The sequence below is a fragment of the Streptomyces sp. NPDC093089 genome (assembly GCF_044754405.1).
GTDB lineage: Bacteria > Actinomycetota > Actinomycetes > Streptomycetales > Streptomycetaceae > Streptomyces.
This window is the reverse complement of sequence record NZ_JBIVPA010000028.1, coordinates 1-22,725: the sequence shown is the minus strand read 5'-3', so window position 1 is coordinate 22,725 and position 22,725 is coordinate 1. Positions and strand designations below refer to the sequence as shown.

Sequence of the window (22,725 nt, the reverse complement as noted above, 5' to 3'; positions counted from 1 at the left end):
GATGGCGCCAACGGTCGCAACACACGGCGTCGCCCCCTCATCCCCGTCCAGCCACATTCCGGCAGCGAGGATTGGCAACTGGACAGCAGCCCTGGAAGGTTGAGACTAGGATCCTGCCATGGAGAGCACTCGCACATACACCATTCAAGTATTGGGGCGGACCCTGGAGCACTTGGGTGCCCAGATGTACAAACGGCGTGACACTGCAATTGCAGAGCTAGTCGCAAATTGCTGGGATGCCGGTGCGAGAAGTGTAGAGATTTCGATTGATGTGGACGGATACTCGCGGAACTCGTCCATTATTTCGATTTCCGATGATGGAATCGGAATGACATCAGATGAGGTCCAGAGCGACTACCTCGTTGTCGGGCGCAACCGTCGGTCATCTGGAGCCGACGAAAATCCAGTCCCTCAGCGGAGAATCATGGGGAGAAAGGGGATCGGTAAGCTAGCCGGTTTCGGAATTGCCTCGAAAATGCAAGTTTCAACGTGGCGGGACGGGCAGTTCACTTCGTTTGAAATGGACCTGGATGAACTAAAACGGGACACAACGCCAGGACAGCTGGTCGAGCCGGTCCCAATTCGCGCCCGAATCGGGACACCGGGCCAGACGGCTGGTTCGTCTGGAACGAAGATTGTTCTCGCAAATTTGAAGCACTCTACTCCACTTGACGCCGAGTCCCTGCGCGAGAGCCTTGCGCGCCGCTTCAGCAGGCTCACGCGGGGCGAGATGACAATCACTGTCAATGACATATTGGTCGAGGACCCGCACATCGACTTCGAGGAAAGAGTTCCGGCGCAAGGGTTTGAGACTTTCAAGCTCCCCAGTGGGCGAGATATTCGCTATTTTTACGGGTTCTCTGAAGTTCCACTGGCGAGCACCATCCTGCGCGGATTCGCCGTTTACGTGAATGGGAAGATTGCGCAGACGTCACCCTTCTTCTTCTTTGCAGAGGGCACCGCTTCTGGGCAACATGGAATGCGACACCTCCACGGCGAAATCCATGCCGATTTCCTTGACGAGGGATCGGACGACTCCTCTGACGTGATCTCTACCGATAGGCAGGAGATCGACTGGGAGGCAGATGTATCGAAGGAGCTCCGGGAGTGGGGTGCCAAGATCACGAGGAAGGCCCTTAGGGACTGGGCTGGGCGACGTGGCACTTCCGTTGTAAAGAGCGTTTGGGAGGATCCGGATTTCACCGCCCGTATCGAGGCACTGGATGAACCTTCCAGGAGTCAGATCAAAAAATTTCTGCACTCTCTCGGTCAGTCGGGAAGTGAGACTGAGAAGACCCGCCCTCTCGCCGACTCGATGATCAAGGCATTTGAGTACCGACACTTTCACGACATCATTTCAGATATCGAGGAGGTGAGCCATGATCCGCAGCGCCTCCAGGAGATGGTTGAGCGGATAGCTAAATGGAAAGTGCTTGAGAGCCGGGCGATTCTAGAAGTGATCGATGGAAGGATCGCAATTATCGACAAGTTCAACCGTGCACTTGTTGAGAACATCTCGGAAACTGCCCATCCTGCGGGGTCGGAGAATCTGCACGACCTAATCGCCTGGTACCCCTGGCTCATTAACCCGGAATGGCAGGTACTGTACGAAGAGAAGCAGATCAGTAAGCAGCTGAGGGAATGGAAAGTGCGGGACTTTGACGAAAAGGATCTCTCCCGCTATGACTTCTTGGCGCTTACTGGAGACGGAACACTCAAAGTCGTCGAGATTAAGCGCTCGGGGCACACTGTGACACGCGATGATGTCCAGAAGCTGGATAGGTATGTAGATGCTCTGGCTTCGGCGTATTCGAAGATCGAAGCGGTCTTCATTAGTGGGGATCGTTACGAATTCCCCCTCGAGCGTTGGAACAGCTCTGCCGAACGACTCACATGGAACGGCGTCTATCAGCAGGTAAGCAAGTACTACGATCACTACCGTGAGGTTCTTAAATCAGACGTCTCGTCTGACGGATTTGATCGAAAGCGGCGAGAAGTCGTTCAGACGCGCAAGGTTCTCGACCTTGGGGCTTATCGCTCCCCGGCTGACAGGCGGGCGGGGCTTGGGGTTCAAGATGTTGAATACGGCGTTCCTCGTTTTGGTCCTGCGGATGAGGGTGATGATGGCCCTGCGTAAGAGGTGGGGGAGATCCGAGGCTGGCGGAGCGGCTTTGGGCTGGATCTCCTTGACGTGAGTAACCATGGCCCTGAAGCTCATGGCGCGTCGGGCGGGTTGTGGACCTACCTGCCCGGCAGAGAAAGGCGTTGGGGGCCGCGGTCTTAGAGACTCACCCTAAAGTGGCTACCGCGGGGACGCGCAGCGTGAGGCGATCAGTCACAAGCCCCCCTGCGCGGCCGTGCAATGGCTTCCGCGGCACGCCTGTCAGCTGCATGGTTTCGCTCGATGGAAGCCCGCAGCTCCTCAGGGGTCGGCCATGGCGCACGCCGGTGGATCATGCGGTGGCAGTTGGCGCATATGAGGGCGAGATCGCTGAGCTTGGTCCGTCCCTCGCCAGCTTCGTGCAACGGCACGACGTGATGGCATTCGATGTACCCAGCACCACGGTCGCCGTAGACCTCCTCAAAGTCGAACCCGCACGCCTCACACGCCAGCTGCCCACCGCGCTGAGTTACAGAAGCGATCTTCTTCTTCCGCAGGCTCCCATTACGCTCGTGGGCCTGGTGCCGGCGCATGAGGAGCCGTCCCTCAGGAGCGCTGTAGTCGTCGAACACCTCGTCGTCGGTCGGCGCAAGGCTCTGCAGCTCGCCGACCGCGATGCCCTGCCGAATGAGCCGAGCGACCCGGGTCATCTCGTCGGGGCGGGAAAGAAAATCCATCAGCACCGCAACGTCAAGAGCGCCGCCATTAGTGGGCTTGCCCCGGTACTCGGGATATCGGGTGGCGATGTCGAACGTCTTGCGCGCCACTCCATTCGGGTTGCGGAACTTTTCGTTGCGATCTGCCTCGGCATGGATGGGAAGCAGCTGGAGCAGGCCGGACAGCTCAACCACCTTGGCGTCCTGAGCATCCAGCCCCTTCCAGCCGTTGTCCATCACGAGCTGACAGGCAAGGATGATCTCGTCCCGAGCCCAGTCAGGATTCTTTACAGCCTTGACCTGGAAGCCTGCCTGCTTAGGCATCGTCATCCGTATTGCTCCTGGTCCCGTCAGCGTTAATCTAGCGGATTCTCACGAAGGCAACTCTTTGTGAATACTCTCCGCGAGATCGTATAGCCTGGCGTGGAGCTGGTTGAAGAGCTGACGCGAAAGTTCACCTTCTTCTTGGAGAAATTCTTCGTCTTCGCCCGTGTAGATCATGATCCATCGGCGGTCCATCTGCTTGTGCAGCTGGAATACCGACTGCACGACCTCGGTTACTATGCCTTGCCCGGCAGCGGAGAGAGTGAATCGCAAAGCCCACTCTTTAGATTGAAGATCCCGAATGGATCTATTGAGAATTTCCACTTTCGCGCCATGCTCGCGTTCTAGATCTTCGTCCGGTGCCCTTTTGTGGCGCTCCCAAACTTCCTCTAGGTAAACAAACTGCATCCGTGCATCTTCGACCGCTGCCCCAAATTCCGAGAATGCTGCTCTTCTTCTCGATATGGCCTCGGTTCGGCTGGCGGATTCTGCTTGGATTCTCGCCACTTCGACCTGGGCGCGGGCTTGAGCCCGAGCACCAAGCATGGCGATCCAAGCGCCTAGAGTTGCGCCCCCTGCTCCTAGTGTTGCCCCAATGATTGCCGCGGTACTAGCTGAGTCCATCGAAGCATTCTCGCGTGAGGCGTCAGCCGAGACAGCAGGTTCGTCAGATTGTTGGCGGCTGAGAGCCTGCTCGCCATGCGCCCCAGACTCCCGTCCCGTCTGCCGTCGACCCATACACCGTGGAGCAGGCGCGGTGCCGGGCGTCCAGGTGGAGCGCCCAACTGGACGAACGACCTGGACGCCCGGTGCCGTGTCTGCTCGGCTCTGCCTGGGTCGACGGCAGACGGGACGGGAGCCCCCACCGCCACACCCCACCGGCCGGCACCCGCCCGCGGGCCGCTCCCATCCCGGAGCCTGAGCGCCCCCGCCGGAGGCATCGTCTTGGGCCGTAATCGCGTACCGCCTCGGCCATGTCGTGGGTTCGTCACCCATCAACCCGAGCTGTCAGGCGTGCGGTCGGCGGCCGGGCTGGAGCGGGGCGGAGACAGGAGCGCAGGCCCGGGCGACGGGCCGCACGCGCCGCGCCGTGCGCGGCGGGTGCCTTGATGAAGTAGAGAAAGTCTTACCGCACCAACTGTTGGCGCTCGGCTTGGAACTGGTCGAGCAGGGTGAAGAACAGCTCAATGGCTGGTGTGTTGGTGGTCTCGGCTTCGCGCTCGATCTCTATCGCCCAGCCCAAGGGAGACAGGCGGCCGTTGCGATGGCCGAGCCAGGCATCGAAGGGGGATACGTCGCCTGGAGTCCAGAAGGGGAAGTCCTCTTCGGCGTTGTACACCGCCACGGCCACTCTGTAGCCAGCAAGCATGGCGCCCAGGTGCGTCAGAGAACCGTGGCGAACCCACCCTTCGGGTCGGAGGCGGACCTGACGCAGGAAGTCGTAGACGTTCTCGAACTCGTTCAGCTGCTTCGGCTTCGTCACGCGGGCTTCTCCAGGAGGCGCCGTCCGTCGTGGCTGCGGACGTGGGGGCCGTTTTCGTCCAGGGCGTCCAGGAGGCGGATCGCGTAGACCTCGGCCATGCGCTCTTCGACCTCGGCCGGCGTGAGCCAGTCGACCGCGGTGGACTCGTCTGAGGTCCGCTCGGTGCCTCCGGAGGGCTTGCAGCGGAAGACCAGGGCGACGATGCCGCGGGTGGTGTTCTTGTAGACGCCCGTCAGCTCGTCCACCTCGACGTGGATGCCCGTCTCCTCCAGGACCTCGCGGGCGACGCCCGCTTCCGGGGCCTCGGTGAGTTCTAGGACTCCACCTGGGAGTTCCCATGTGCCGTTGTCCGCTCGGCGGATGGCCAGGAGGCGGCCGTCTTCGCGCACTACCGCTCCGGCCACGGACACCGAGTGGAGTGGCGTTGACTTTGTTCCCGCGCTCCCGTTACTCATGTACAGGAGCATATGAGAGTGGGTAGGACTGTGGGAACTCCAGCAGGAGCTGGCAGGGCCGTACCTCGGTACGTGCAGATCGCGGACGAGATCGTCCAGCAGATCCGGTCCGGCGTCCTCAAGGCCGGCGACATGGTTCCGAGTGAGTCGGAGCTCGTCGAGCGATACGGGGTTGCTGGGGGGACTATTCGGAAGGCCATGGTCGAGGTTCGGGCCAGTGGGCTCGTCGAGACTCGGCACGGCAAGGGGTCGATCGTTAAGGACCGGCCTCCCGTGCGGCTTCGGTCCTCGGATCGGTTCCGCGCTTCGCATCGGCGGGGCGGGAAGGCTGCTTACCTCGCCGAGTCCGAGCAGGCCGGCGCCACCGCCAAGGTGAGCGTCCTCTACATCGGACCCATGGAGGCGCCGGCGGACATCGCCGAACGGCTCGGTGTCGATGCGGGGACGCAGGTGCTCGCGCGGCGGCGGCTGTACTTCCGGAACGGGACGCCCGTCGAGACCGCCTCGTCGTACCTGCCCTGGGACGTCGTGAAGGACATCCCTGAGCTGTTCGCCGAGAACCCCGGCCCCGGTGGCATCTACGCCCGGCTCGAAGACCACGGCCACACCTTCGCCGAGTTCATCGAGACGCTTCAGGCTCGACCGGCCTCGAAGGCCGAAGCGTCGGAGTTGACTCTTAGTCCTGGTGCCTCCGTGGTGCACCTGCTGCGGGATGCCGTGACGAAGGCGGGGCGGGTCGTGGAGGTCTGCGACACCCTAATGGCCGCTGACCAGTTCGTCTTCCAGTACCGGATCCCCGCGACCGACTGACGCTCGCTCAACTTCCCCCAGCCCGCTGCGGTTTCCTTCCGCGGCGGGTTGACTCATATACAGGAGTGGTGCACTCTTCTTCATGTCACTCCTATACAGGAGTGAATGAGCCCCACCTCTATAGAGGAGTGATCCACTGTGCGTCAGATCCCCGTCGACACGTCCGCAGCGATGGTGATGGTGGCCCAGCCCCCGGCCCCGAAGATCGCGAACCGGCAGACCGGCGAGATCGCCACCGACCGGGACACCGGTGCCCCGCTGATGACGGTCGACGTCATGTTCGTCATGGACGGCAACGCCGAGATCCTCAACCTGACTGTCCCCAAGACCGGTATCTCCGAGGAGCTGTCCATGGGCACCCCGGTCGCCCTGACCGGCGTCGTCGCCCGACCCTGGGAGAACGAGTTCAACGGCCAGAAGCGCCACGGCATCAGCTTCCGCGCCGTCGCCGTCACCTCGCTCGCCGCCGCGAAGGTCGGCTGACCCATGACCGCCTTAACGGTCACTCTCGCCCTGGTCGCCACGGCCGCGCTGCTGCTGCGGTGGCAGCGTCCGGCCTGGTACTGGATGACCTTCGGCGCCGTCTTCGCCGTGGTACGGATCCTCGCCCGGTACGCGTCGGTCATGGACGCGTGTGGCCTGACTGTCCCGCCCTCGCGCTGGCGCCTGGCTCTGGCCCGGATGACCCGCCGGCCCATCCCAGAGTCTCGGGCACCCCGGATCCTGCGGCTGCGGCCGACACGTACCGGGCTCGTCCTACGAGTGAAGCTGCGGCCCGGTCAGGACGCCTTCGACTTCTCGGCCGCCTCGGACCAGCTCCGGCACTCGTTCGTCATGCAGAACGTCACAGCTCGGGAGATCCGCTCCGGTGTGGTCGAGCTGCGGATGACCGGATACGACGTCCTCAAGCGGGTACAGATGCCCACGGCCGCCCGTGGTGGCGTGATGCGCGTACCGGTCGCCATGCGGGAGGACGGAGAGGTCTACTACCGCGACTACCGCCAGACCCCCCACGCGCTGAACGTCGGTGCCACCCAATCCGGCAAGTCCGTCTACCAGCGCAATCTCGTCGCCGCGCTCGCCGCGGTTGACGTCGCCCTGGTCGGGATCGACTGCAAGCAAGGTGTTGAACTCGCCCCGCTTGCAAGGCGGTTCACCGCCACGGCTGACAACCCCGATGCCGCCGCCGACCTCATCGACTCACTCGTCGAGCACATGGAGGACGTCTATCAACTGATCCGGCGCGAGCAGAGGTTGAGTGCCGATATGCCGGACGCGGAGATCACCGCCGACATCTGGGACCTGCCCGACCATCTGCGACCGACCCCGATCGTCCTCCTGGTCGATGAGGTCGCCGAACTCGCCCTCTTCGCCACGAAGGAAGAGGAGAAGCGGCGCGACCGGATCATCACCTCCCTCGTCCGGCTCGCCCAGCTCGGCCGTGCCGCCGGCATCTACCTGGAGATCTGCGGGCAGCGCTTCGGCTCCGAGCTCGGCAAGGGCATCACCATGCTCCGCGCCCAGCTCACCGGCCGCACCGCCCACCGCGTCAACGACGAGACCTCCGCCAACATGGCCTTCGGCGACATCGCCCCGGACGCCGTACTCGCCACGATCCAGATCCGCACCGACCGCCCCGGCACCGCCGTCGCCGGCGACTCCTCCGGCGGCTGGGTCCGCATCCGGACTCCCCACCTCTCGCTCCGGCGGGCCGTGAACATCGCGAACTCCCACGCTCACCGCACGCCCGAGATCCCCGCGCTGGACGCCTTCCGGCCCGCCCTGCCGCCCCTGGGCAAAGCCGCGGCGCCCTCGGCCGTCACGGCTCCTGCGATCGCCTGAATCCCCTCGCTCCACGGCGGCATGACCGCTTCACGCCAGGTCCCTACCCCGCCCATGACCGAAACCGGAAGGAGGACCCTCCGATGCGTCCCATCCGCCGACCGGACGCCGTCCTCGTACAAGCCGTGATCGCCGGCGCCCTGTCCTTCGCTCACCTGCACGACCTTGCTGCGGCTGCCGGACAGTCCGGTTGGAAGGCTTGGGCCTACCCGGTCTCCGTGGATCTCCTGCTCGTCGCCGCCTGGCACCGGCTTCGGACCTCGCGGGCTGCCGGTGTGCCTGCCCGCTCGGCCTGGACGTGGTTCATGGTCGCCCTGGCCGCGTCGCTCGGTGCGAACGTCGCCACCGCCGGACTCCTCGACCTTGGCCACGTTCCCGCCTGGCTGCGCATCCTCGTCGCGGGCTGGCCCGCCCTCGCCTTCCTCGGCGGCACGCTCCTCGTCCACTCACCTGGGCATCCGGCGGTCGCCGAGCCGGCCGAACCCAACACGGACACCGAGCAGCCCCCGGCCGTGGAAGCGGTCATCGAGCGAGATGACGTAGCCGAACCGGAGCCGGAGCCTGCCACCGCACCGGCCCTCCCTTCCCCAGAGCCGGTCCCGGAACCTGCACCGGAGCCCGAACCCGCCCCCGTGGCCGTACCGCCCGCCCTCGTTGCTCACGCCCGGAAGGTCGCCGACGACTACCGCGCCCGCACCGGCTACCCGATCGACGCCGACACCCTGCGCGCCCGCCTCGGCGTCCCGCCCCTGATGGCCAACGCCATCGCCGCCCAACTCGCCTGAGAAGGAGATCGACCATGCGCGACTCGACCCGGCACGCCCTGGAGCGCGCCGCCGAGCTGACCCGGAACAACCGCCTGGTGGAGGCCATGGCCACCGCCGAGCCGGTGATCACCACCGCCGACGAGTTCGAGTCGGCCGAGATCCGTCAGTGGCTCATTGACCACGCCGACGACTTCAGCAGGGAGGTCTGAGCAATGGCCGCTCGCGACCACTTTCACTCCGTGATGCGGATCGGCCCGGTACAGATCGGCACCCGCCGCGACCGCCACGGCCGCACCAAGTACGCCGCCGTGTGCACGTCCGACGGCTGCGGCTGGTCCACCGAGTACTCCAGCTCCTCGGCCGCCCAGCTCGCCGCCCGCACCCACCGCTGCCAGCCCCGCTGACCCCGAAGGAGACCCGCGTCATGGACGTCCCGCTCTGGCTCGCCCTGATCGTCGTCGGCGGCCTCGGCATCAAGCTCATCCGCCCGCCCTGGTGGCTCGTCGCCGTAATCCTCCTCGGCGGCTACCTCCTCGCCGACAGCGTCCTCGCCCCGCTCATCGACACCACGATCAGCAAGTAGGGAGAACAGTCATGTTCCAGCCGCGCATCCCGGTCAACCCGCTCCCGACCGGCATCGTCACCCCGCTCGTCCAGCCGACCGTCATCGCCGACATCACGCCCCACCACACGGTCGATGCAGCGGTCTGCAACCACCACCACGCCCCGGCCCCTGCTCCGGTCCCGGCACCGTCCTCGGCCCTGCGCCTCACCCCCGTCGGCCTGGCTGTGGTCGTCGCCGGCGGCGTCGGAGCCGTCCTCGTCGTCGGCACGGTCCTGGTCTCCATGCTGCTCGCCGTCGCCGTCAGCGCCGCCTCGGTCGCCGTCTGCGCCGTCGTCCTGCGCTCGCTCCTCAACGGCCAGCAGCGACGCCGCTAGTCGGGCCTCCGGGCGGCTCAACCGCCAAGTCTCCGCCGCCCGGAAGCCCCGCTCCTACCCGGCTCGCAGAACCAGAAGGAAGCACTCCATGATGAACGTCCCAGCCGCCTCGTCGGCAGGATTCGACACCGCCACCCTGGGTGACATGCTCCGGGTGGCCGGGTCCCCCGGCTTCGACCGCTGGAAGGAGCAGATCCACCGCACCGGCGGCTGTTCCCACCCCATCCACCTCCAGGGCTGGACCCTCACCAGGGACAAGACCACCGGCGAGACCCTCCATCGGTACTCCACCGACACCGAACCGGGCGCCCGGCTCCGGATCGCCTGTGGCAACCGCCGGGCCTCCCGCTGCCCCGCCTGCGCTTGGACGTACGCGGGCGACACGTACCACCTCATCCGCGCCGGACTCGCCGGAGACGACCGCCGGGACATCTCCGCCGCCGTCCGCGAGCACCCCCGCGTCTTCCTCACCCTCACCGCCCCGTCCTTCGGATCGGTCCACAACCGCCCCGGCGCCCGGCCGTGCCGTTGCGGGGCCCACCACTCCGAGGACGACACCGCCCTCGGCACGCCGCTCGACGCCGAGTCTTACGACTACGCCGCCGCCGTCCTCTTCAACAACCACGCTGGGCAGCTCTGGCAGAGGTTCACGAACCGCCTCCGTCGGGAGATCGCCGCCGCGGCCGGCCTCTCGCAGAGGGAGTTGAAGGCAGTCGCCCGGATCTCCTACGGCAAGGTCGCCGAGTTCCAGAAGCGCGGCGCCGTCCACTTCCACGCCGTCATCCGCATCGACGGCCCGGACGGCCCCGACTCCCCACCGCCGTCGTGGGCGACCACCGAACACCTCACCGATGCCATCCGCGCCGCTGCCACCCACACGTACACGACCGTCACCGTCCCCGCCGCCAGCGACCACCCCGCCCGCCGTCTCCGCTGGGGCACCCAGCTCGACATCCGCCCCGTCAAGGCCTTCGGCGACGGCTCCGACATCACCGAACAGGCCGTCGCCTCCTACATCGCCAAGTACGCCACCAAAGCCGCCGAGACCACCGGCAGCCTCGACCGCCGCATCGGCAACCGTGAGGCCCTCGTCCTCCTCGGCGTCCCCGACCACACCCGCCGCCTCGTCGAAGCCTGCTTCGACCTCGACCCGCTCTACCCCGACCGCCGCCTCCTCGCCTGGGCCCACATGCTCGGCTTCCGCGGCCACTTCTCCACCAAGTCCCGCCAGTACTCCACCACCTTGACCGAACTCCGTCAGACCCGCGCCGACTACCGCGCCGCCCAGGAACGCACCGCCCGCGGCCTCGACGACATCGAGCCGGACACCGTCCTCGTCCTCACCTCCTGGTCCTACGTCGGCCAGGGCCACTCCCCCGGTGAGGCCGCCCTCGCCGCCTCGATCGCCCGGGACATCCAGCTCAACCGTGAGACCGCCCGCGAAGCCCTACGCGACCAACTCGCCCTGGAAGGAGCAAGCGCATGACCGACCGACTGTTGACCGTGGGCCAGGCCGCCGAACTCCTCGGCACCACCGAGAGGTTCCCGCGTCGGCTCATCGCCGAGCGTCGGATCGCCTTCGTCAAAGTGGGGCGGCATGTCCGCATTCCTGAGCGGGCCTTGGAGGAATTCGTCGTCGCCCACACCGTCCAGCCGATCACCGCTCGTCGACGATTCGCGGCGGTGGCCTGATGGCGAACACCAAAGGCAAGCGTCGCCGCTTCGGTGCAGTGCGCAAGCTGCCCTCAGGGCGATTCCAGGCTCGCTATCAAGGGCCGGACGGGCTGACTCGATCGGCTCCCGAGACGTTCGCCTCGCAGACCGATGCCGATCGGTGGCTCGTCCGCAAGGAAGCGGAGATCCTCGACGGCAAATGGAAGAACCCGGACGACAAGGTTCTCTTCGGGGTGTACGCCGACGCCTGGTTCAAAGAACGCGACTACGCGGCGACGACCCGCGAACGCAACGGCAGCGCGCTGCGACTCCACATCCTGCCGACCTTCGCGGGCGTGGTCCTGAGCGAGATCACCACACCGCAGATCCGCCGCTGGCGTGCCGGTCTGCTGGAGTCGGGTGTCGGAGAGCCGACGGTCGCCAAGGCGTATCAGATCCTCCGAGCCATCATGAACACCGCGGTCGACGACGAGCTGATCCAGCGCAACCCCTGCCGCATCAAGGGCGCCGGGGCGGCCAAGACCGCCGAACGACCGTTCCTCGACGTCACCGAGGTCTTCCAGCTCGCCGACGCTGTGCCGGCGCGCTTCCGGATGTTCATCCTGTTGGCAGCCTTCACCGGCCTCCGCTTCGGGGAGCTCGCCGCGCTTCAGCGCCACGACGTCGACCTCGACCGGCGAACCGTCGCCGTACGACGTTCTCTGGCCGAGACCCGCACCGACGGCATCCTGGTTAAGACGCCCAAGAGTGCGGCCGGTGTGCGTACCGTCGCCTTCCCGGCCTCGCTCGCGGAGAGCCTGGCCACTCATCTCGCCGTCTACGCCGAGCCGGGTCGGACCGGGCTGGTCTTCACTGGGGCCCGCGGCGGGCAGTTGCGCCGGAACAACTTCCGCCGGCTGTGGCTGCGGGCCCTGAAGGACACCGGCCTCCGCGACGTCCACTTCCACGATCTGCGCCACACCGGGAACACCCTCGCCGCGACCGGCGGCGCCACGACGCGTGAGCTGATGCAGCGGATGGGGCATTCGTCGGTGCGGGCCGCGCTGATCTACCAGCACCTCGTGAACGGGCGTGACCACGCCATCGCCGCTCACGTCGACGAGCAGATCAAGAAAGTCCGGCCGGGCGAGTCCGGCGACGCTTCTGGCACGTAACTGGCACGGCGCCCCTCCCCCGCCTTCCCGGCCGGGGAACGAACAAGGCCCAGGCTCCCGGTTCAGTACCGGTGACCTGGGCCTTTGTCGTGCTACCTGCTGGTGGGCGCGGACGGTTTCGAACCGCCGACATCTGCTTTGTAAGAGCAGCGCTCTACCCCTGAGCTACGCACCCGGGTGAGGAAGTCACAGGGTACATGGGGCGGGGGTGGGTGGGGCAAACCGGTGTGGGGGGTGGGGGTGGCACCAGGGTGGGGGTGGGGGGTGGCTGGATGGGGTGGAGGGGTGGGGGCTCGTACGGTCGGGGGAGGGTTGGTCGGGTGGAGGGGAAGGACGGGGTCGTGGGGCGTGGGGTGCGGGTGTGGGTGGCGGGTGTGGGGGCGTTGGCGGCGGTGGTGGCGGTCGCGGGGTGTGGGGCGGGGGATGTCGAGGGGGCGCCGGTGGAGAGGAAGGTGTTCGAGTTCGCCGGGAAGGCGTTGACGGTGGATTCGGATGATTCGGAGCTGGTGATCACGGCGGCGGATGTGACGGGGGTGAGGGTGGAGAGGCAGGTGGACGGGTGGGTGTTCATGGGGTCGGGGCCGGAGGCGAGCTGGAAGTTGGTGGACGGGCGGCTGACGTTGCGGGTGGAGTGCGACGGGGTGGCGGCGAGCTGTGGGGCGGTGCATCGGATCCAGGTGCCGCGGGGGGTCGCGGTGACGGTGGAGGACGGCAACGGGGACGTGACGGCGGAAGGGTTCGACACGCCGTTGAAGGTGCGGTCGGACAACGGGGAGGTGCGGGTGCGGCAGGGCGGCGGGGCGCTCGACCTGGCGAGCGGGAACGGGGACGTGGTGGTCGAGGGCGGGATCACCGCGCCCGAGCTGGTCGCCCGGTCCGACAACGGGGACGTGCGGATCACGCTCGGGGCCGTACCGCGCAAGGTCGACGTCGTCACGGACAACGGTGACGTGAGCGTCTCGGTGCCGCAGGGCGAGTACGAGGTCGCGGGCGGCAGTGACAACGGGGACGTCCGGTTCGACGTACCGCGGCGGGACGGAAGCGGACACGTCGTGAGCGTGCGTACGGACAACGGCGATGTCGTGGTGCGGACGGTGAACTGATCAGCCCGTGTGTTCGTCCTTACCGGGTGGGAGAATGAACCCGGACCGGGCACGGCGGACACAGCACGGGAGAGGTACGTGGCGGCGAGCGGGATGAGGGGTAGCGCGGCGCCTGGGGGGATGTCGACGTTGAGGTTGGCCCTCGCCTTGCCGTTGCTGGTGGGGGCGCTGGTGCCGCAGGCGTTCGCGGGTGGGGGGACGCGGCGGTGGTTCGGTGGGCGGGGGGAGAGTCAGCGGGCCGAGGCGCAGGCCGCGAAGGATGCGGCCGCAGCGGCGTTCTACGAGCTCGACACCGCCCAGCGCGGGCTGCGGATCTCCATCGAGACGATCACCGCCGTGGACAGCTCGCCGGAGGCGCGCCGGGCCGTCGAGGGGTTCGAGGCGCTGGGGCGCCGTATCGACGAGGTCAGTCACGCGTACATCGGCGCGGTCGACGCCCATGACCTCGACCGTGACGAGTTGGACGCGGCGACCGCGAACCGGGCCCGCGGCGAGCTGCACCGCGCCAAGGAGGAGCTGGACCGGGTCAAGGGCGAGTTGGACCGGTTCGAGGAGGGGCTCGCGCCGCTCCTCGGGCGGGCCGAGACGCAGCTCGCGCGGCTCGCGCCGGCGGTCGAGCGGGCCCGGCAGGCCTTGCGCGGTGCGAGCGGCGCCCTCGATGCGGTACGGGAGAGCGGGCTGCGCGCCGACGACCTCGCGCTGCGGCTCGCCCACCTCGGGCCCGAGCTGACGCGGCTCAACGAGGGCGCGGGGCGCCACGGCGTCCCCGAGACCCTCCAGCGCGCCGACCGGGTGCTGCGGGACGCCGAGGCGGTACGGGCCGAGGCCGAGCGGCTGCCGGAGCGGGCCGCCGAGATCGACCGGCGTCTGGTGTCCCTCCGTACCCGCACCGAGGCGCTCACCACTCGTACCGGCGGTGTCGAACCGGTCCTGTCCGAGCTGCGGCGGCGGTTCTCCGCGGCCTGCTGGCAGGACCTCCAGCACGTTCCCGAGCAGGCGGGCGAAACGCTCCGGCAGGCCGCGGAGCGGCTCGCCGAGGCCGGCAAGGCGCGGGCCGAGCAGCGCTGGCCGGACGCGACCTCGCTGCTGTCCACGGTCCGCGCGCTCCTCGACTCGACCGACGAGGCCGTCTCGGCCGCCAGGGAGCGGCTGCGTCGTCTCGACGCCGTCGCGAAGGACCCGACCGCCGAGGTCGACCGCACCCGGTTCGTGATCCGGGACGCCCAGCGGCTGGCGATGGCGGGGCGCAGCACTCCCGACCCGCGCCATGCCCGCCCCCTGGACGAGGCCGTCGCCCGGCTCGACCGGGCCGTCGGCTCCCTGGAAGGCCGCCACCCTGACTACTGGCACTTCCTGACCGAGCTGGAGGCCGTCCGCGCCTCGGCCGCGCACGTCGTCGGGCTGATCCGGGAGGAGCGCGGGGCGGGCCACTGATGCCGGGCGTCCCCCGCCGTTAGCCTGTCCCCATGCCTCGTTACGAATACCGCTGCCGCACGTGCGGCGACACCTTCGAGCTCAGCCGCCCGATGGCCGAGTCCTCCGCTCCCGCCGCCTGCCCCGCCGGGCACGACGACACCGTGAAGCTGCTCTCGGCCGTGGCCGTCGGCGGCATCGGCGGTGGCAGCGCCGCGCCCGCTCAGAGCGCGGGCGGGGGTGGCGGTGGCGGCTGCTGCGGCGGGGGCTGCTGCGGCTGATCCCCGGGCGCGGCGTTAGCGCCCCGGGCGCACGGGTCCTGGGACGGGGCCGGGACGGGTAAGGGCCCGGGACGGGTAAGGGCCCGGGACGGGTACGGGGCCGGGCCCGGAATGGGTACGGGGCCAGGGGCTCACGCCCCAGGCCGCCGGGCCCCGGTCTGCCGTCCCACGGTTCCCAGTCCCCCGGTTCTCAGTCCCCCGGCCCACGCCCCAGGCCGCCGGGCCGTCCGGCGCACGCGTCTCGGGGCTCGTACCTCGGACCCCTGATCCGGGCTCGGGGCTCGCGTCTCGGGCCGCCCATCGCTGGCCCGCGCCCCGGGCTCCCGACCTCCGGGGCTCAGCTCTCAGTCCCCCATCCCGAAACTCGCGCCCCCTGCCCCAAGATCCCGGGACTCGCATCCGGGGCCGCTCATCCCCGGGCTCGCGTTTCGCGCCGCCCGTCCCGGGACTCGCGTCCTGGGCCCCAGGCCTTCCCGGGCTCGCAGATCCCCTCTGCCGACTGATGTCCCGGAGCGTCGGCCGACCGTCCCAGCCCGCCCGCCGATCCGAGCGGGCCCGTGTCCCAGGTCGCCTGTCCGGGGCTCGTGTCCCGGACCTCCGGTCCCTGGGCTCGTGTCCAGGGACCGGGCTCCCTCTGGCCCGCTGTTCCTCCGGGAGTCAGCCGACGCCGACCGCCGCCCTGGGGGCGGGGTCCTCCGGGAAGAAGCCGAGGACGCGGGCCGTCCCGGCTCCTCCAGGAGTCGGCCGAGGTCGGGTCGGCCCGGGCCCGGGGTGCTGGTCCGGGTGGGTGGCCTTCGCTCGGCTGGTGGGGTCAGGCCGTGACCGCTGCTCGGAAGCGGCGGAGGATCTCTTCGCCGGCGGCGACGCCGCGTTCGGCGAGGACGTCGAGGTGAGGGGCGGTCCAGTCGTTGTCGGCGAGTTCGCCGTGGCCGGGGCGCCAGGCGCGGTCGGCGGCGAGGAGGAGGTCGGCGTCGAGGAGGGAGTCGCCGGCGGCGAGGGTGAGGGTGGCGCCGGTGCGGCGGGCGACCTCGCGGACGGCGGCGCTCTTGGTGAGCGGCTTGGGTACGGCGTACACCTTGCGGCCCTGGAGGGAGACGGTCCAGCCGCGCTCCCCCGCCCAGTCGCCGAAGCGCGCCAGCCAGTTGGCGGGGAGGCGCTCGCGCTCGACGACGAGGTAGGCGAAGAGGTCCTCGGCCACCCGGTGCTTGCGCACCCAGGACAGGTCCGTGGTGGCGGTGAGGTAGGCGCGGATCTCGGAGAGCGGCGCGCACTCGTCGGCGAGCCGGCGCAGGACGGATTCGTGCCAGTCGCGGTCGGAGACGCCGTCGACGAGGATGTGTCCGCCGTTGGCGCAGATCGCGTACCGGGGTGTGGTGCCCGGGAGTTGGATGCGCTGGTACTGCTTGCGCGTCCGGGTGGTGGTGGGGACGAAGACGGCCTCGCCGGTCAGGCGGGCGAGGAGGTCGGCCGCGTCCTCGGTCATGTAGGAGAGCGGCTTGGACTCGTGTACCTCGACGCAGAGGAGCCGGGGCGCCTGGGCGTCGGGCATGCCGAGGGAGAGGGCCGCGGTCGAGTAGATCAGGGTGCGGTCGAGGTCGCTGGCGACCAGCGTGGTCTTCCCGTTCGTGGGCTCGTTCGTCGCCGCGTTCGCCATCGCGTTCGCCGACCCGTTCGCCGACCCGTTCGCCATCGCGTTCGCCGACCCGTTCGCCGTCTCCGGGGTGCTCACTGGGACACCACCGCCTTGCCGTCGGCGCCTGTCGCACCCCTGGTGTACTGGGGGTGGATCAGGCCGACGCAGCTGTACGGGAGTTCGTCGACCTCTTCGACCGGTACGCCGCGCTGCTCGGCGAGCAGGCGGACGTGGGCGAGGTCGGCGTCGGCGCCGCGCTTGGCGAGGATCTTCCAGGGGACGCGGCGGAGCAGGACCCGGGTGGTCTCGCCGACGCCCGGCTTGACGAGGTTGACGTCGTGGATGCCGTACTCCTCGCTGATCCGCTCGACGGCCGCCCAGCCCTCCCAGGTGGGGGTGCGGTCGGTGGCGAGGAGCTCCTTGACGTCGGTGTCGACGGTCTCGGCGACCTCGTCGAAGCGGGCGGCGACGGCGTCGAGGAAGTCCTCGGAGACGTCGGCGCCGGCCAGTTCGCGGTAGAACTTGGCGCCGTGGAAGTCGTCGGGTCCGACGAGGTCGGAGCGGAGCACGGTCCGCGATATCAGTCCGGATACCGTGGAGTTGAGGCAGGCGGAGGGGATGAGGAAGTCCTCGCGCGTGCCGTGGACGCGGACGCAGGAGCCGGGGTCGGCGAGGACGGCGATCTCCGGGTCGAAGCCCGTGATCCCCTCGTTCGCCTCGAACTCCTTCAGCGCGTCGGCGAGTTCGCGGGTGATCGCGCCCTTGCCGGTCCAGCCGTCGACGAACACGACGTCGGCCGGGTCGTGGTGGGCGGCGAGCCAGCGGAGCGCGTTGGCGTCGATGCCGCGGCCGCGCACGATGGAGACGGCGTAGTGCGGGAGGTCGAGGTCGTGGCGGGCCTGCGCCCAGCGGCGCATGAGGACGCCGACGGGGGTGCCGGCGCGGGCCAGCGAGACCAGGACGGGTCGGCGGCCGGGCCGCTCCGCGAGGACGGTCTCGGTGACGGTGCCGACGGCGCGGGCGATGCGGGCGGCGGAGCTCTCCAGGGCGGTGTGGAACAGCTCCTGGTAGCGCTCGCTGGGCTGGTACTCGACGGGGAGCGACTCGGCGTAGTGCGCGCCGCCGCTCTGGATGGCTTCCTCGCGTTCCTCGGTGGGCGCCTCCAACTCGACGTCCGAGAGGTCCTGGAGCAGCCAGCCGACCTCCTCGGGTGCGTACGACGAGAAGGCGGGGCCGCGGAGGGGCTCGGGCAGCATGGAGCTCCTTTCGGGAGCTTCGGAGACCGTGGGCGTGTACGGGGCGCCCGTGGGCGTGTACGACGGGATCGTGGACGTGTACGGGGCGCCCGTGGGCGCGTACGACGAAACCGTGGGCGTGTACGAGGGGACGACGGCGAGGACGACGCGCGGGATGTGCGCGGCGAGCCGGGCGAGCAGGCCGTCCGGGGCGTGCAGGGCCGGGGTGTCGGCGGTGGAGTCGACGACCGCGACGACGGCGTCGAAGCCCGCGCCGGCCACGTTGTACGCGTAGCGCTCGCCAGGTCCGTCGGCGGGGTCGTCGTGGGCGGGGAAGACGAGCCGGGTGCGGATCGCGTACCCCGGGTCGTCGACGGCGAGCACGGGTGACCGGGTCGTGGTGGAGTAGCGGACGTCGTGGCCCGCCTCCTCCAGGGCCGTGCCGAGCCGCAGCGGCGCGTACATCAGCTCCTCGAAGCCGAGCACGAGTACGCGGGCCCCGGCGGCCGGGTCGCGGCGCAGGGCCTCGGCGATCCTGTCCGCCATCGCCGGCAGGGCCGCCTCCAGGCCGGCCCGGTGGTCGGGCGTGAAGCCGTGCCGCCCGCCGTCGGGGAGCCCTGCGGGCCAGTCGAGCGCGACCCGTACGGGGGCCTCGTGGGGCGCCCGGTGTACGGGTACGGCGGCGGGAGCGGCTTCGCCCTCCTGTGCCGCGACGAGGGCCTGGCCCTTCTCCAGGACGCCCTCGGGGAGGCGTACGGTGCCGGCGGCGCCGGCGACGAGGTCGACGCGGGCGCCGATCTCGGCGGCGAAGGCGTCGAGGCGGCCGAGGTCGGCGGTGGAGCGCATGTCGACGAGGGCGACGACGACGTAGCGGTCGCGGGGGTAGCGCTCGTGGAGGGCGCGGATCGTGTTGAGGACGGTGTTTCCGGTGGAGAACTCGTCGTCGACGAGGACGAGGGGTCCGTCGCCGGCGAGGAGCTTGGGGTCCTCGGGGAGCAGGAGGTGCGAGGTGGCGTGGGAGTGGGACTCCTCGAAGCCGCCCGCGCGGGCGACCCCGGCCACCGGCCGCCGGGTGGAGTGGAGGTACGGGGCGAGGCCGAGGCCGTCGGCGACGGCGTGTCCGAGGGCGGTGGCGGTCTCCGCGTAGCCGAGGACGACGGAGCGGGCGGCCTCCTCGTCGCCGAGGAGCGCCCGGACGCGCCGGCCGAGGTCGAGGCCGGAGCCGTAGACGACCGAGGGGCGCTGCGGCACGTGCTTGCCGAGCACGCTGGAGACGAGCAGGTGCGCCCGCTTGGGGTTGCGGCGCAGTGCGAGCCCCAGCAGGGTCGGCAGCTCCTCGTCGCCGATCAGTTCGACGCCCAGTCGCTCCGCGACCCACGTTCCGGTCCACACCACGTCGTCGACGTCCCTTCGTCAGCCGGCAAGTCCGGCGGTGAGCAGCTCCACGAAGCCGACGTCCTCCTTGGCGACGCCGAAGACCTCGGCGCGCTGGAGGGTGCGTTCGGCCCACGCGCGATGCGGCTTCACTTCGTTCATCTTGTTCGTGTAGGCGGAGCGGAGGACTCCGCCGCCGCCCCGTTCGGGCCGCAGGATGTCCTGGGCGTCGCTCCACTCCTCGTGGCTGACCACGGAGAGGGCGTGCACCGGCACCACGTGGGTGGGGTGGATGCAGGTCTTGCCGAGGAGGCCGTTGGCGCGGTCGAGCTCGATCTCGCGGAGGAGTCCGTCGAGGTCGTGCTCGATGAGCGCGGTGCGCAGGTCCTCGGCGCGGCCCTCCAGGAAGGGGCTGCGGCGCAGCTGGGGCTTGAACATGCGCTCGCCGGGTCGGAAGTACTCCCAGACGGGTCCGGTGACGGTGAAGCCGGTGCCGTCGGAGCGGCCGAGGACGTTGACGACGTCGGCGATGACGTTGGCGACGATCTTGACGTCGTAGGCGGTCATGTCGGGCGAGCGGCGCAGCCCGTAGGCGGAGCAGAAGTCGGTGACGCCGAGGCGGAGGGCGAGGACGCGGTCGCGGTACTTGTCGGTGATCGAGGCGATCCCGGCGAGGGTCGCGGCCCGGGTCTCCAGGTGGAGGAGCTCGGGGGACTCGAGGACGGGCATGGCGAAGAGGCGCCTGCCGCTGGTCCGCTCGGCCTGGGTGAGTGCTTCGAGGAAGCCGCGGCCGCGGCTCTCGGTGAACTTGGGCAGTACGAATCCGGACAGCAGGCGAACCGTTTCGCCGAGGCGGTCGACGAGATCGGTGATCTGCCGCGGTTCGCGGACGCGGATGAAGAGCAGCGGCACGTCCGTGGCGGAGCCGGTGTCCGTGGCGGATTCGGTGTCCGTGGCGGTGTCGGCGTCCGTCACGGTGCCCGCGGCGAGGTCGGCGAACTGCCGGACGAGGTTGGCCTCGCCCGCCTCGACCTCGGCGTCGCTGATGGAGTCCTCCAGGCAGAGCACCATGGAGACCACTCCGCGGGCCGCCTGTTTGCGCACGTCGTCGGCGAGCCGCGGCCGGGTGGCCGGGCTGTAGAGCGTGGCTCCGAGCGCGACGGCGAGCGTGCGCGCGGGTGAGTCGGACGTGAAGTCGACCGGCTCGCGGTGGAACAGCCCGGCCCGCGTTGCGGACGGGATGTGCCCGAAATGACGCATGTAAGTCCCCGTCTGCCTCTCTGGGCCCTGACAACATGTGGCCGGTAATAGTACGTAGGTGCGGGTGTCCGTAGTTCCCTCGGTGCATGAAATTCAGGTAACTCGTCGGCATCTGTCGTCTCGGCCCGGTATCGGTGTCGCCCCCGCGTTGTCCGCGGGTCGGCGGGGAGGGCAGGATTGCGGTCATGACGCACGCGATGCTGAAGGGCTCCAACGTCCCTCTCGACACCGCGGCCGTACGGGCCGTGCTCCGCTGGACCCCGGGCCCCGGGGTCCCCGACGTGGATGCCTCGGCCCTCCTGCTCGGGCCGTCCGGGCGCGTGCGGTCCGACGAGGACTTCGTGTTCTACAACCAGCCGCGCCACCCCTCGGGCCTGGTGCGGCGGCTGCCGAAGAAGCGGGTCGCCGGGGGGCTGACGGACACCGTGGAGGCCGACCTGGCCGGCCTCGACGGATCGGTCGACCGGGTGGTGATCGCGGCCTCCTCGGACGGCGGCACCTTCCGCTCCGTCTCGGACCTGCGGATCCTGGTGTACGACGCGGCGGCGGGGCCGGAGCGCGAGCCGCTGGCCCTCTTCGACGTGACGGCCGAGACCGGCGAGGAGACGGCGGTCATCTGCGGCGAGCTGTACCGGCGCGGGGACGCCTGGAAGTTCCGCGCGGTGGGACAGGGCTACCCGACCGGCCTGATCGGCCTGGCGACCGACTTCGGCATCTCCGTGGACGAGGAGGCCGCCCAGGAGGCCCTGGACGGGTCCCCGGAGGTCCCAGGGGGCTCTGCCGACGGCTCCTCCCCCGACCTGGACCTCACCCTGGTCCACACGCCCGCACCCGTGCCGCCGCAGCCGACGGTGCCGCCCAGGCCGGACCGGGCGCCCGGCTACGGCTACCCGCCGCAGGGCCCGGGGGGACAGCCGGCGAACGCCCCGGCCCCCGCCTACGGCTATCCGCAGCCCGTGGCCGCCGAGCACCACCAGGCACCCGACTTCCGGATGCCGCCGATGGGCCCGCAGTTCGTCAGGTCGTCCTGAGGACGCCGGCGACCGTCCCGCGGTCGCCGGCCCGCCCGTGGGAGGCCGCGTGCGCAACGGCTACGCCTTGGTCTTGTAGCCGCGCCCCCACTGGAGTCCCCAGCCGTACAGGCGGTCCAGTTCGGCCTGGAAGCCGTACACGAACCGCACCTCGCGGCGGACGGTCAGCTCGCCCTTGACGTTCTCCATGGAGAAGACCGCGCAGGAGCGGGCCTGCGGGGCGCGCTCGTCGAGCTCGATCTCGATCCTGGGCCCGTTGCTCGGGTAGAGCGTGACCTTGGCGTGGGTACGGTCGAAGGCCGGCGTCTGGTCGTAGATGTACGCGAAGAACAGCAGCCGCTTGATCGCGTCGCGGTGGTCCAGATTGACGAAGATCGTCTCTCCGGAGGAGCCGCCGAAGCGGTCGTCCCCGCTGAGCTTCACGTACGGGGCCGCGTTCAGGTCCCCGAAGAAGCCGCCGAGCGGCTGGATCACGCCCTTGCTGCCGTCGGTGAGCTCGTAGAGGCACCCCAGGTCGAGGTCGACGTTGACCATGCCCTGGGTGTGCGCCTGGACGACCTCGGGCTTGAAGAACTGCGCCGGGTTCCGCAGCAGCCGTCCGCTCTGCCGGGAGCGGCCCTCGATGTCGGAGGTCCGCATCCGCCAGGAGAGGTTCACCCGGAGGTTGCCGGTGGCGGCGCCCTGCTTGGTGAGCGACACGGACGGGCGCCGTTTCGTCAGGTCGATCGTGTTCGAAGCGGCGCTGCCCGAGTCGAACTGCGCCGTCCTCCCCGGAAAAAGGTTGTCCCAGAAGGCCATGACGCCTTCACCCCCACTGTTCTTCGTCTGCCCGCACATGCCTGCGGGGCGGCCGGGTGCACCGGCCGCCCCGCAGAGAAGCGTTCCTCACCGCCGGGGGTGTCACACCCCGGACGGCACCTCTGTCTTGTCCGAGGAGCCCGGACCGCCCTCGGCGGCCGCGAGCGCCTTGTTGCGCCGCACAGAGGACCAGAAGGACCAGGCGATGAGCGCGACGCCGAGACCGCCGGTGACGACCTCGGGGATCTCGTACTGGATGGTGACCAGGAGGAGGGCGGCGAGGGCGCCGATCGCGTAGTGCGCGCCGTGCTCCAGGTAGACGTAGTCGTCGA

The 22,725-nt window shown here is 69.3% G+C and carries 25 protein-coding genes and 1 tRNA gene; 16 read left to right on the top strand and 10 right to left on the bottom strand.

Translation table 11 applies throughout. From position 1 onward, the window contains the following. Positions 1-118: 118 nt before the first annotated feature. The gene (locus ACIQFX_RS38705) at positions 119-2,137 is read left to right on the top strand and encodes an ATP-binding protein (protein WP_402473201.1); all 2,019 of its coding nucleotides are present in this window, start codon (positions 119-121) and stop codon (positions 2,135-2,137) included. A gap of 194 nt (positions 2,138-2,331) precedes the next feature. Here the strand turns inward: ACIQFX_RS38705 and ACIQFX_RS38700 are convergent, their stop codons facing one another. The 4 genes from ACIQFX_RS38700 to ACIQFX_RS38685 form a co-directional block, all read right to left on the bottom strand. After that, positions 2,332-3,147: an HNH endonuclease gene (locus ACIQFX_RS38700; RefSeq protein WP_402473200.1), complete on the bottom strand. Its 816-nt coding sequence runs from the start codon at positions 3,145-3,147 to the stop codon at positions 2,332-2,334. A 42-nt stretch (positions 3,148-3,189) separates the two neighbouring features. Beyond that, positions 3,190-3,765, bottom strand: a complete 576-nt coding sequence (locus tag ACIQFX_RS38695; protein ID WP_402473197.1) for a hypothetical protein — start codon at positions 3,763-3,765, stop codon at positions 3,190-3,192. Between the two features lie 502 nt (positions 3,766-4,267). Next, entirely contained in the window at positions 4,268-4,624 is a 357-nt protein-coding gene (locus ACIQFX_RS38690) for a hypothetical protein (protein ID WP_402473194.1), read from the bottom strand. Beyond that, positions 4,621-5,091 carry an NUDIX hydrolase gene (locus ACIQFX_RS38685; protein WP_402473192.1) on the bottom strand — a complete coding sequence of 157 codons (471 nt, stop codon included), beginning with the start codon at positions 5,089-5,091 and terminating at the stop codon, positions 4,621-4,623. Before ACIQFX_RS38685 ends, ACIQFX_RS38690 begins: the two co-directional genes overlap by 4 nt. On the opposite strand from ACIQFX_RS38685, the gene ACIQFX_RS38680 reads away from it, so the two are divergent. The 11 genes from ACIQFX_RS38680 (at position 5,092) to ACIQFX_RS38630 (ending at position 12,265) form a co-directional block, all read left to right on the top strand. Continuing rightward, on the top strand, positions 5,092-5,889 hold the full coding sequence (locus ACIQFX_RS38680; protein ID WP_402473190.1) for a GntR family transcriptional regulator: 798 nt from the start codon (positions 5,092-5,094) through the stop codon (positions 5,887-5,889). It abuts the gene before it with no gap. Between the two features lie 138 nt (positions 5,890-6,027). Beyond that, the gene (locus ACIQFX_RS38675) at positions 6,028-6,372 is read left to right on the top strand and encodes a hypothetical protein (RefSeq protein ID WP_030688073.1); all 345 of its coding nucleotides are present in this window, start codon (positions 6,028-6,030) and stop codon (positions 6,370-6,372) included. Between the two features lie 3 nt (positions 6,373-6,375). After that, positions 6,376-7,731 carry an FtsK/SpoIIIE domain-containing protein gene (locus ACIQFX_RS38670; protein WP_402473187.1) on the top strand — a complete coding sequence of 452 codons (1,356 nt, stop codon included), beginning with the start codon at positions 6,376-6,378 and terminating at the stop codon, positions 7,729-7,731. A gap of 83 nt (positions 7,732-7,814) precedes the next feature. After that, positions 7,815-8,516, top strand: a complete 702-nt coding sequence (locus tag ACIQFX_RS38665) for a DUF2637 domain-containing protein (RefSeq protein ID WP_402473184.1) — start codon at positions 7,815-7,817, stop codon at positions 8,514-8,516. Between the two features lie 14 nt (positions 8,517-8,530). Next, positions 8,531-8,707 carry a hypothetical protein gene (locus ACIQFX_RS38660; protein ID WP_402473181.1) on the top strand — a complete coding sequence of 59 codons (177 nt, stop codon included), beginning with the start codon at positions 8,531-8,533 and terminating at the stop codon, positions 8,705-8,707. 3 nt (positions 8,708-8,710) lie between these two features. Further along, on the top strand, positions 8,711-8,902 hold the full coding sequence (locus tag ACIQFX_RS38655) for a mobile element transfer protein (RefSeq protein ID WP_402473178.1): 192 nt from the start codon (positions 8,711-8,713) through the stop codon (positions 8,900-8,902). Between the two features lie 20 nt (positions 8,903-8,922). Continuing rightward, positions 8,923-9,081, top strand: coding sequence for a hypothetical protein (locus ACIQFX_RS38650; protein ID WP_107425749.1), 159 nt, complete (start codon positions 8,923-8,925; stop codon positions 9,079-9,081). A gap of 11 nt (positions 9,082-9,092) precedes the next feature. Beyond that, positions 9,093-9,437 (top strand): SpdD-like protein, encoded by a 345-nt coding sequence (locus ACIQFX_RS38645; RefSeq protein ID WP_402473175.1) that lies wholly within the window; start codon positions 9,093-9,095, stop codon positions 9,435-9,437. Between the two features lie 88 nt (positions 9,438-9,525). Next, positions 9,526-10,923: a replication initiator protein RepSA gene (repSA, locus tag ACIQFX_RS38640; RefSeq protein WP_402473173.1), complete on the top strand. Its 1,398-nt coding sequence runs from the start codon at positions 9,526-9,528 to the stop codon at positions 10,921-10,923. Beyond that, on the top strand, positions 10,920-11,129 hold the full coding sequence (locus ACIQFX_RS38635; RefSeq protein ID WP_402473170.1) for an excisionase family DNA-binding protein: 210 nt from the start codon (positions 10,920-10,922) through the stop codon (positions 11,127-11,129). Before repSA ends, ACIQFX_RS38635 begins: the two co-directional genes overlap by 4 nt. Next, positions 11,129-12,265, top strand: a complete 1,137-nt coding sequence (locus ACIQFX_RS38630) for a tyrosine-type recombinase/integrase (protein WP_402473168.1) — start codon at positions 11,129-11,131, stop codon at positions 12,263-12,265. Before ACIQFX_RS38635 ends, ACIQFX_RS38630 begins: the two co-directional genes overlap by 1 nt. A 100-nt stretch (positions 12,266-12,365) precedes the next feature. Here ACIQFX_RS38630 and ACIQFX_RS38625 read toward each other — a convergent pair. Further along, positions 12,366-12,440 (bottom strand) — tRNA-Val (locus tag ACIQFX_RS38625). A gap of 82 nt (positions 12,441-12,522) precedes the next feature. On the opposite strand from ACIQFX_RS38625, the gene ACIQFX_RS38620 reads away from it, so the two are divergent. The 3 genes from ACIQFX_RS38620 to ACIQFX_RS38610 all read left to right on the top strand — a co-directional run bounded on the left by ACIQFX_RS38620 (position 12,523) and on the right by ACIQFX_RS38610 (position 15,062). Beyond that, positions 12,523-13,368 carry a DUF4097 family beta strand repeat-containing protein gene (locus tag ACIQFX_RS38620; protein ID WP_402473166.1) on the top strand — a complete coding sequence of 282 codons (846 nt, stop codon included), beginning with the start codon at positions 12,523-12,525 and terminating at the stop codon, positions 13,366-13,368. Positions 13,369-13,488: 120 nt separating this feature from the next. Then, positions 13,489-14,802, top strand: coding sequence for a hypothetical protein (locus ACIQFX_RS38615; protein WP_402473164.1), 1,314 nt, complete (start codon positions 13,489-13,491; stop codon positions 14,800-14,802). Between the two features lie 32 nt (positions 14,803-14,834). Then, positions 14,835-15,062 carry a zinc ribbon domain-containing protein gene (locus tag ACIQFX_RS38610; RefSeq protein ID WP_402473161.1) on the top strand — a complete coding sequence of 76 codons (228 nt, stop codon included), beginning with the start codon at positions 14,835-14,837 and terminating at the stop codon, positions 15,060-15,062. Between the two features lie 811 nt (positions 15,063-15,873). On the opposite strand, the gene ACIQFX_RS38605 is transcribed toward ACIQFX_RS38610, so the two are convergent. The 3 genes from ACIQFX_RS38605 to ACIQFX_RS38595 form a co-directional block, all read right to left on the bottom strand. After that, positions 15,874-16,716 carry an HAD family hydrolase gene (locus tag ACIQFX_RS38605; protein ID WP_402473222.1) on the bottom strand — a complete coding sequence of 281 codons (843 nt, stop codon included), beginning with the start codon at positions 16,714-16,716 and terminating at the stop codon, positions 15,874-15,876. A 71-nt stretch (positions 16,717-16,787) separates the two neighbouring features. Continuing rightward, positions 16,788-19,325, bottom strand: coding sequence for a phosphoribosyltransferase (locus ACIQFX_RS38600; RefSeq protein WP_402473159.1), 2,538 nt, complete (start codon positions 19,323-19,325; stop codon positions 16,788-16,790). Between the two features lie 18 nt (positions 19,326-19,343). Continuing rightward, positions 19,344-20,564, bottom strand: a complete 1,221-nt coding sequence (locus tag ACIQFX_RS38595) for an HpcH/HpaI aldolase/citrate lyase family protein (protein WP_402473157.1) — start codon at positions 20,562-20,564, stop codon at positions 19,344-19,346. Positions 20,565-20,740: 176 nt separating this feature from the next. Here ACIQFX_RS38595 and ACIQFX_RS38590 point away from each other — a divergent pair, with 176 nt between their 5' ends. After that, positions 20,741-21,595, top strand: a complete 855-nt coding sequence (locus tag ACIQFX_RS38590; protein WP_402473219.1) for a TerD family protein — start codon at positions 20,741-20,743, stop codon at positions 21,593-21,595. Between the two features lie 60 nt (positions 21,596-21,655). On the opposite strand, the gene ACIQFX_RS38585 is transcribed toward ACIQFX_RS38590, so the two are convergent. Both ACIQFX_RS38585 and ACIQFX_RS38580 read right to left on the bottom strand, forming a co-directional pair. Further along, positions 21,656-22,393 carry a Tellurium resistance gene (locus ACIQFX_RS38585; RefSeq protein WP_402473155.1) on the bottom strand — a complete coding sequence of 246 codons (738 nt, stop codon included), beginning with the start codon at positions 22,391-22,393 and terminating at the stop codon, positions 21,656-21,658. A gap of 102 nt (positions 22,394-22,495) precedes the next feature. Then, the coding region (locus ACIQFX_RS38580; protein ID WP_402473153.1) for a DUF475 domain-containing protein at positions 22,496-22,725 on the bottom strand (230 nt) is incomplete at its 5' end.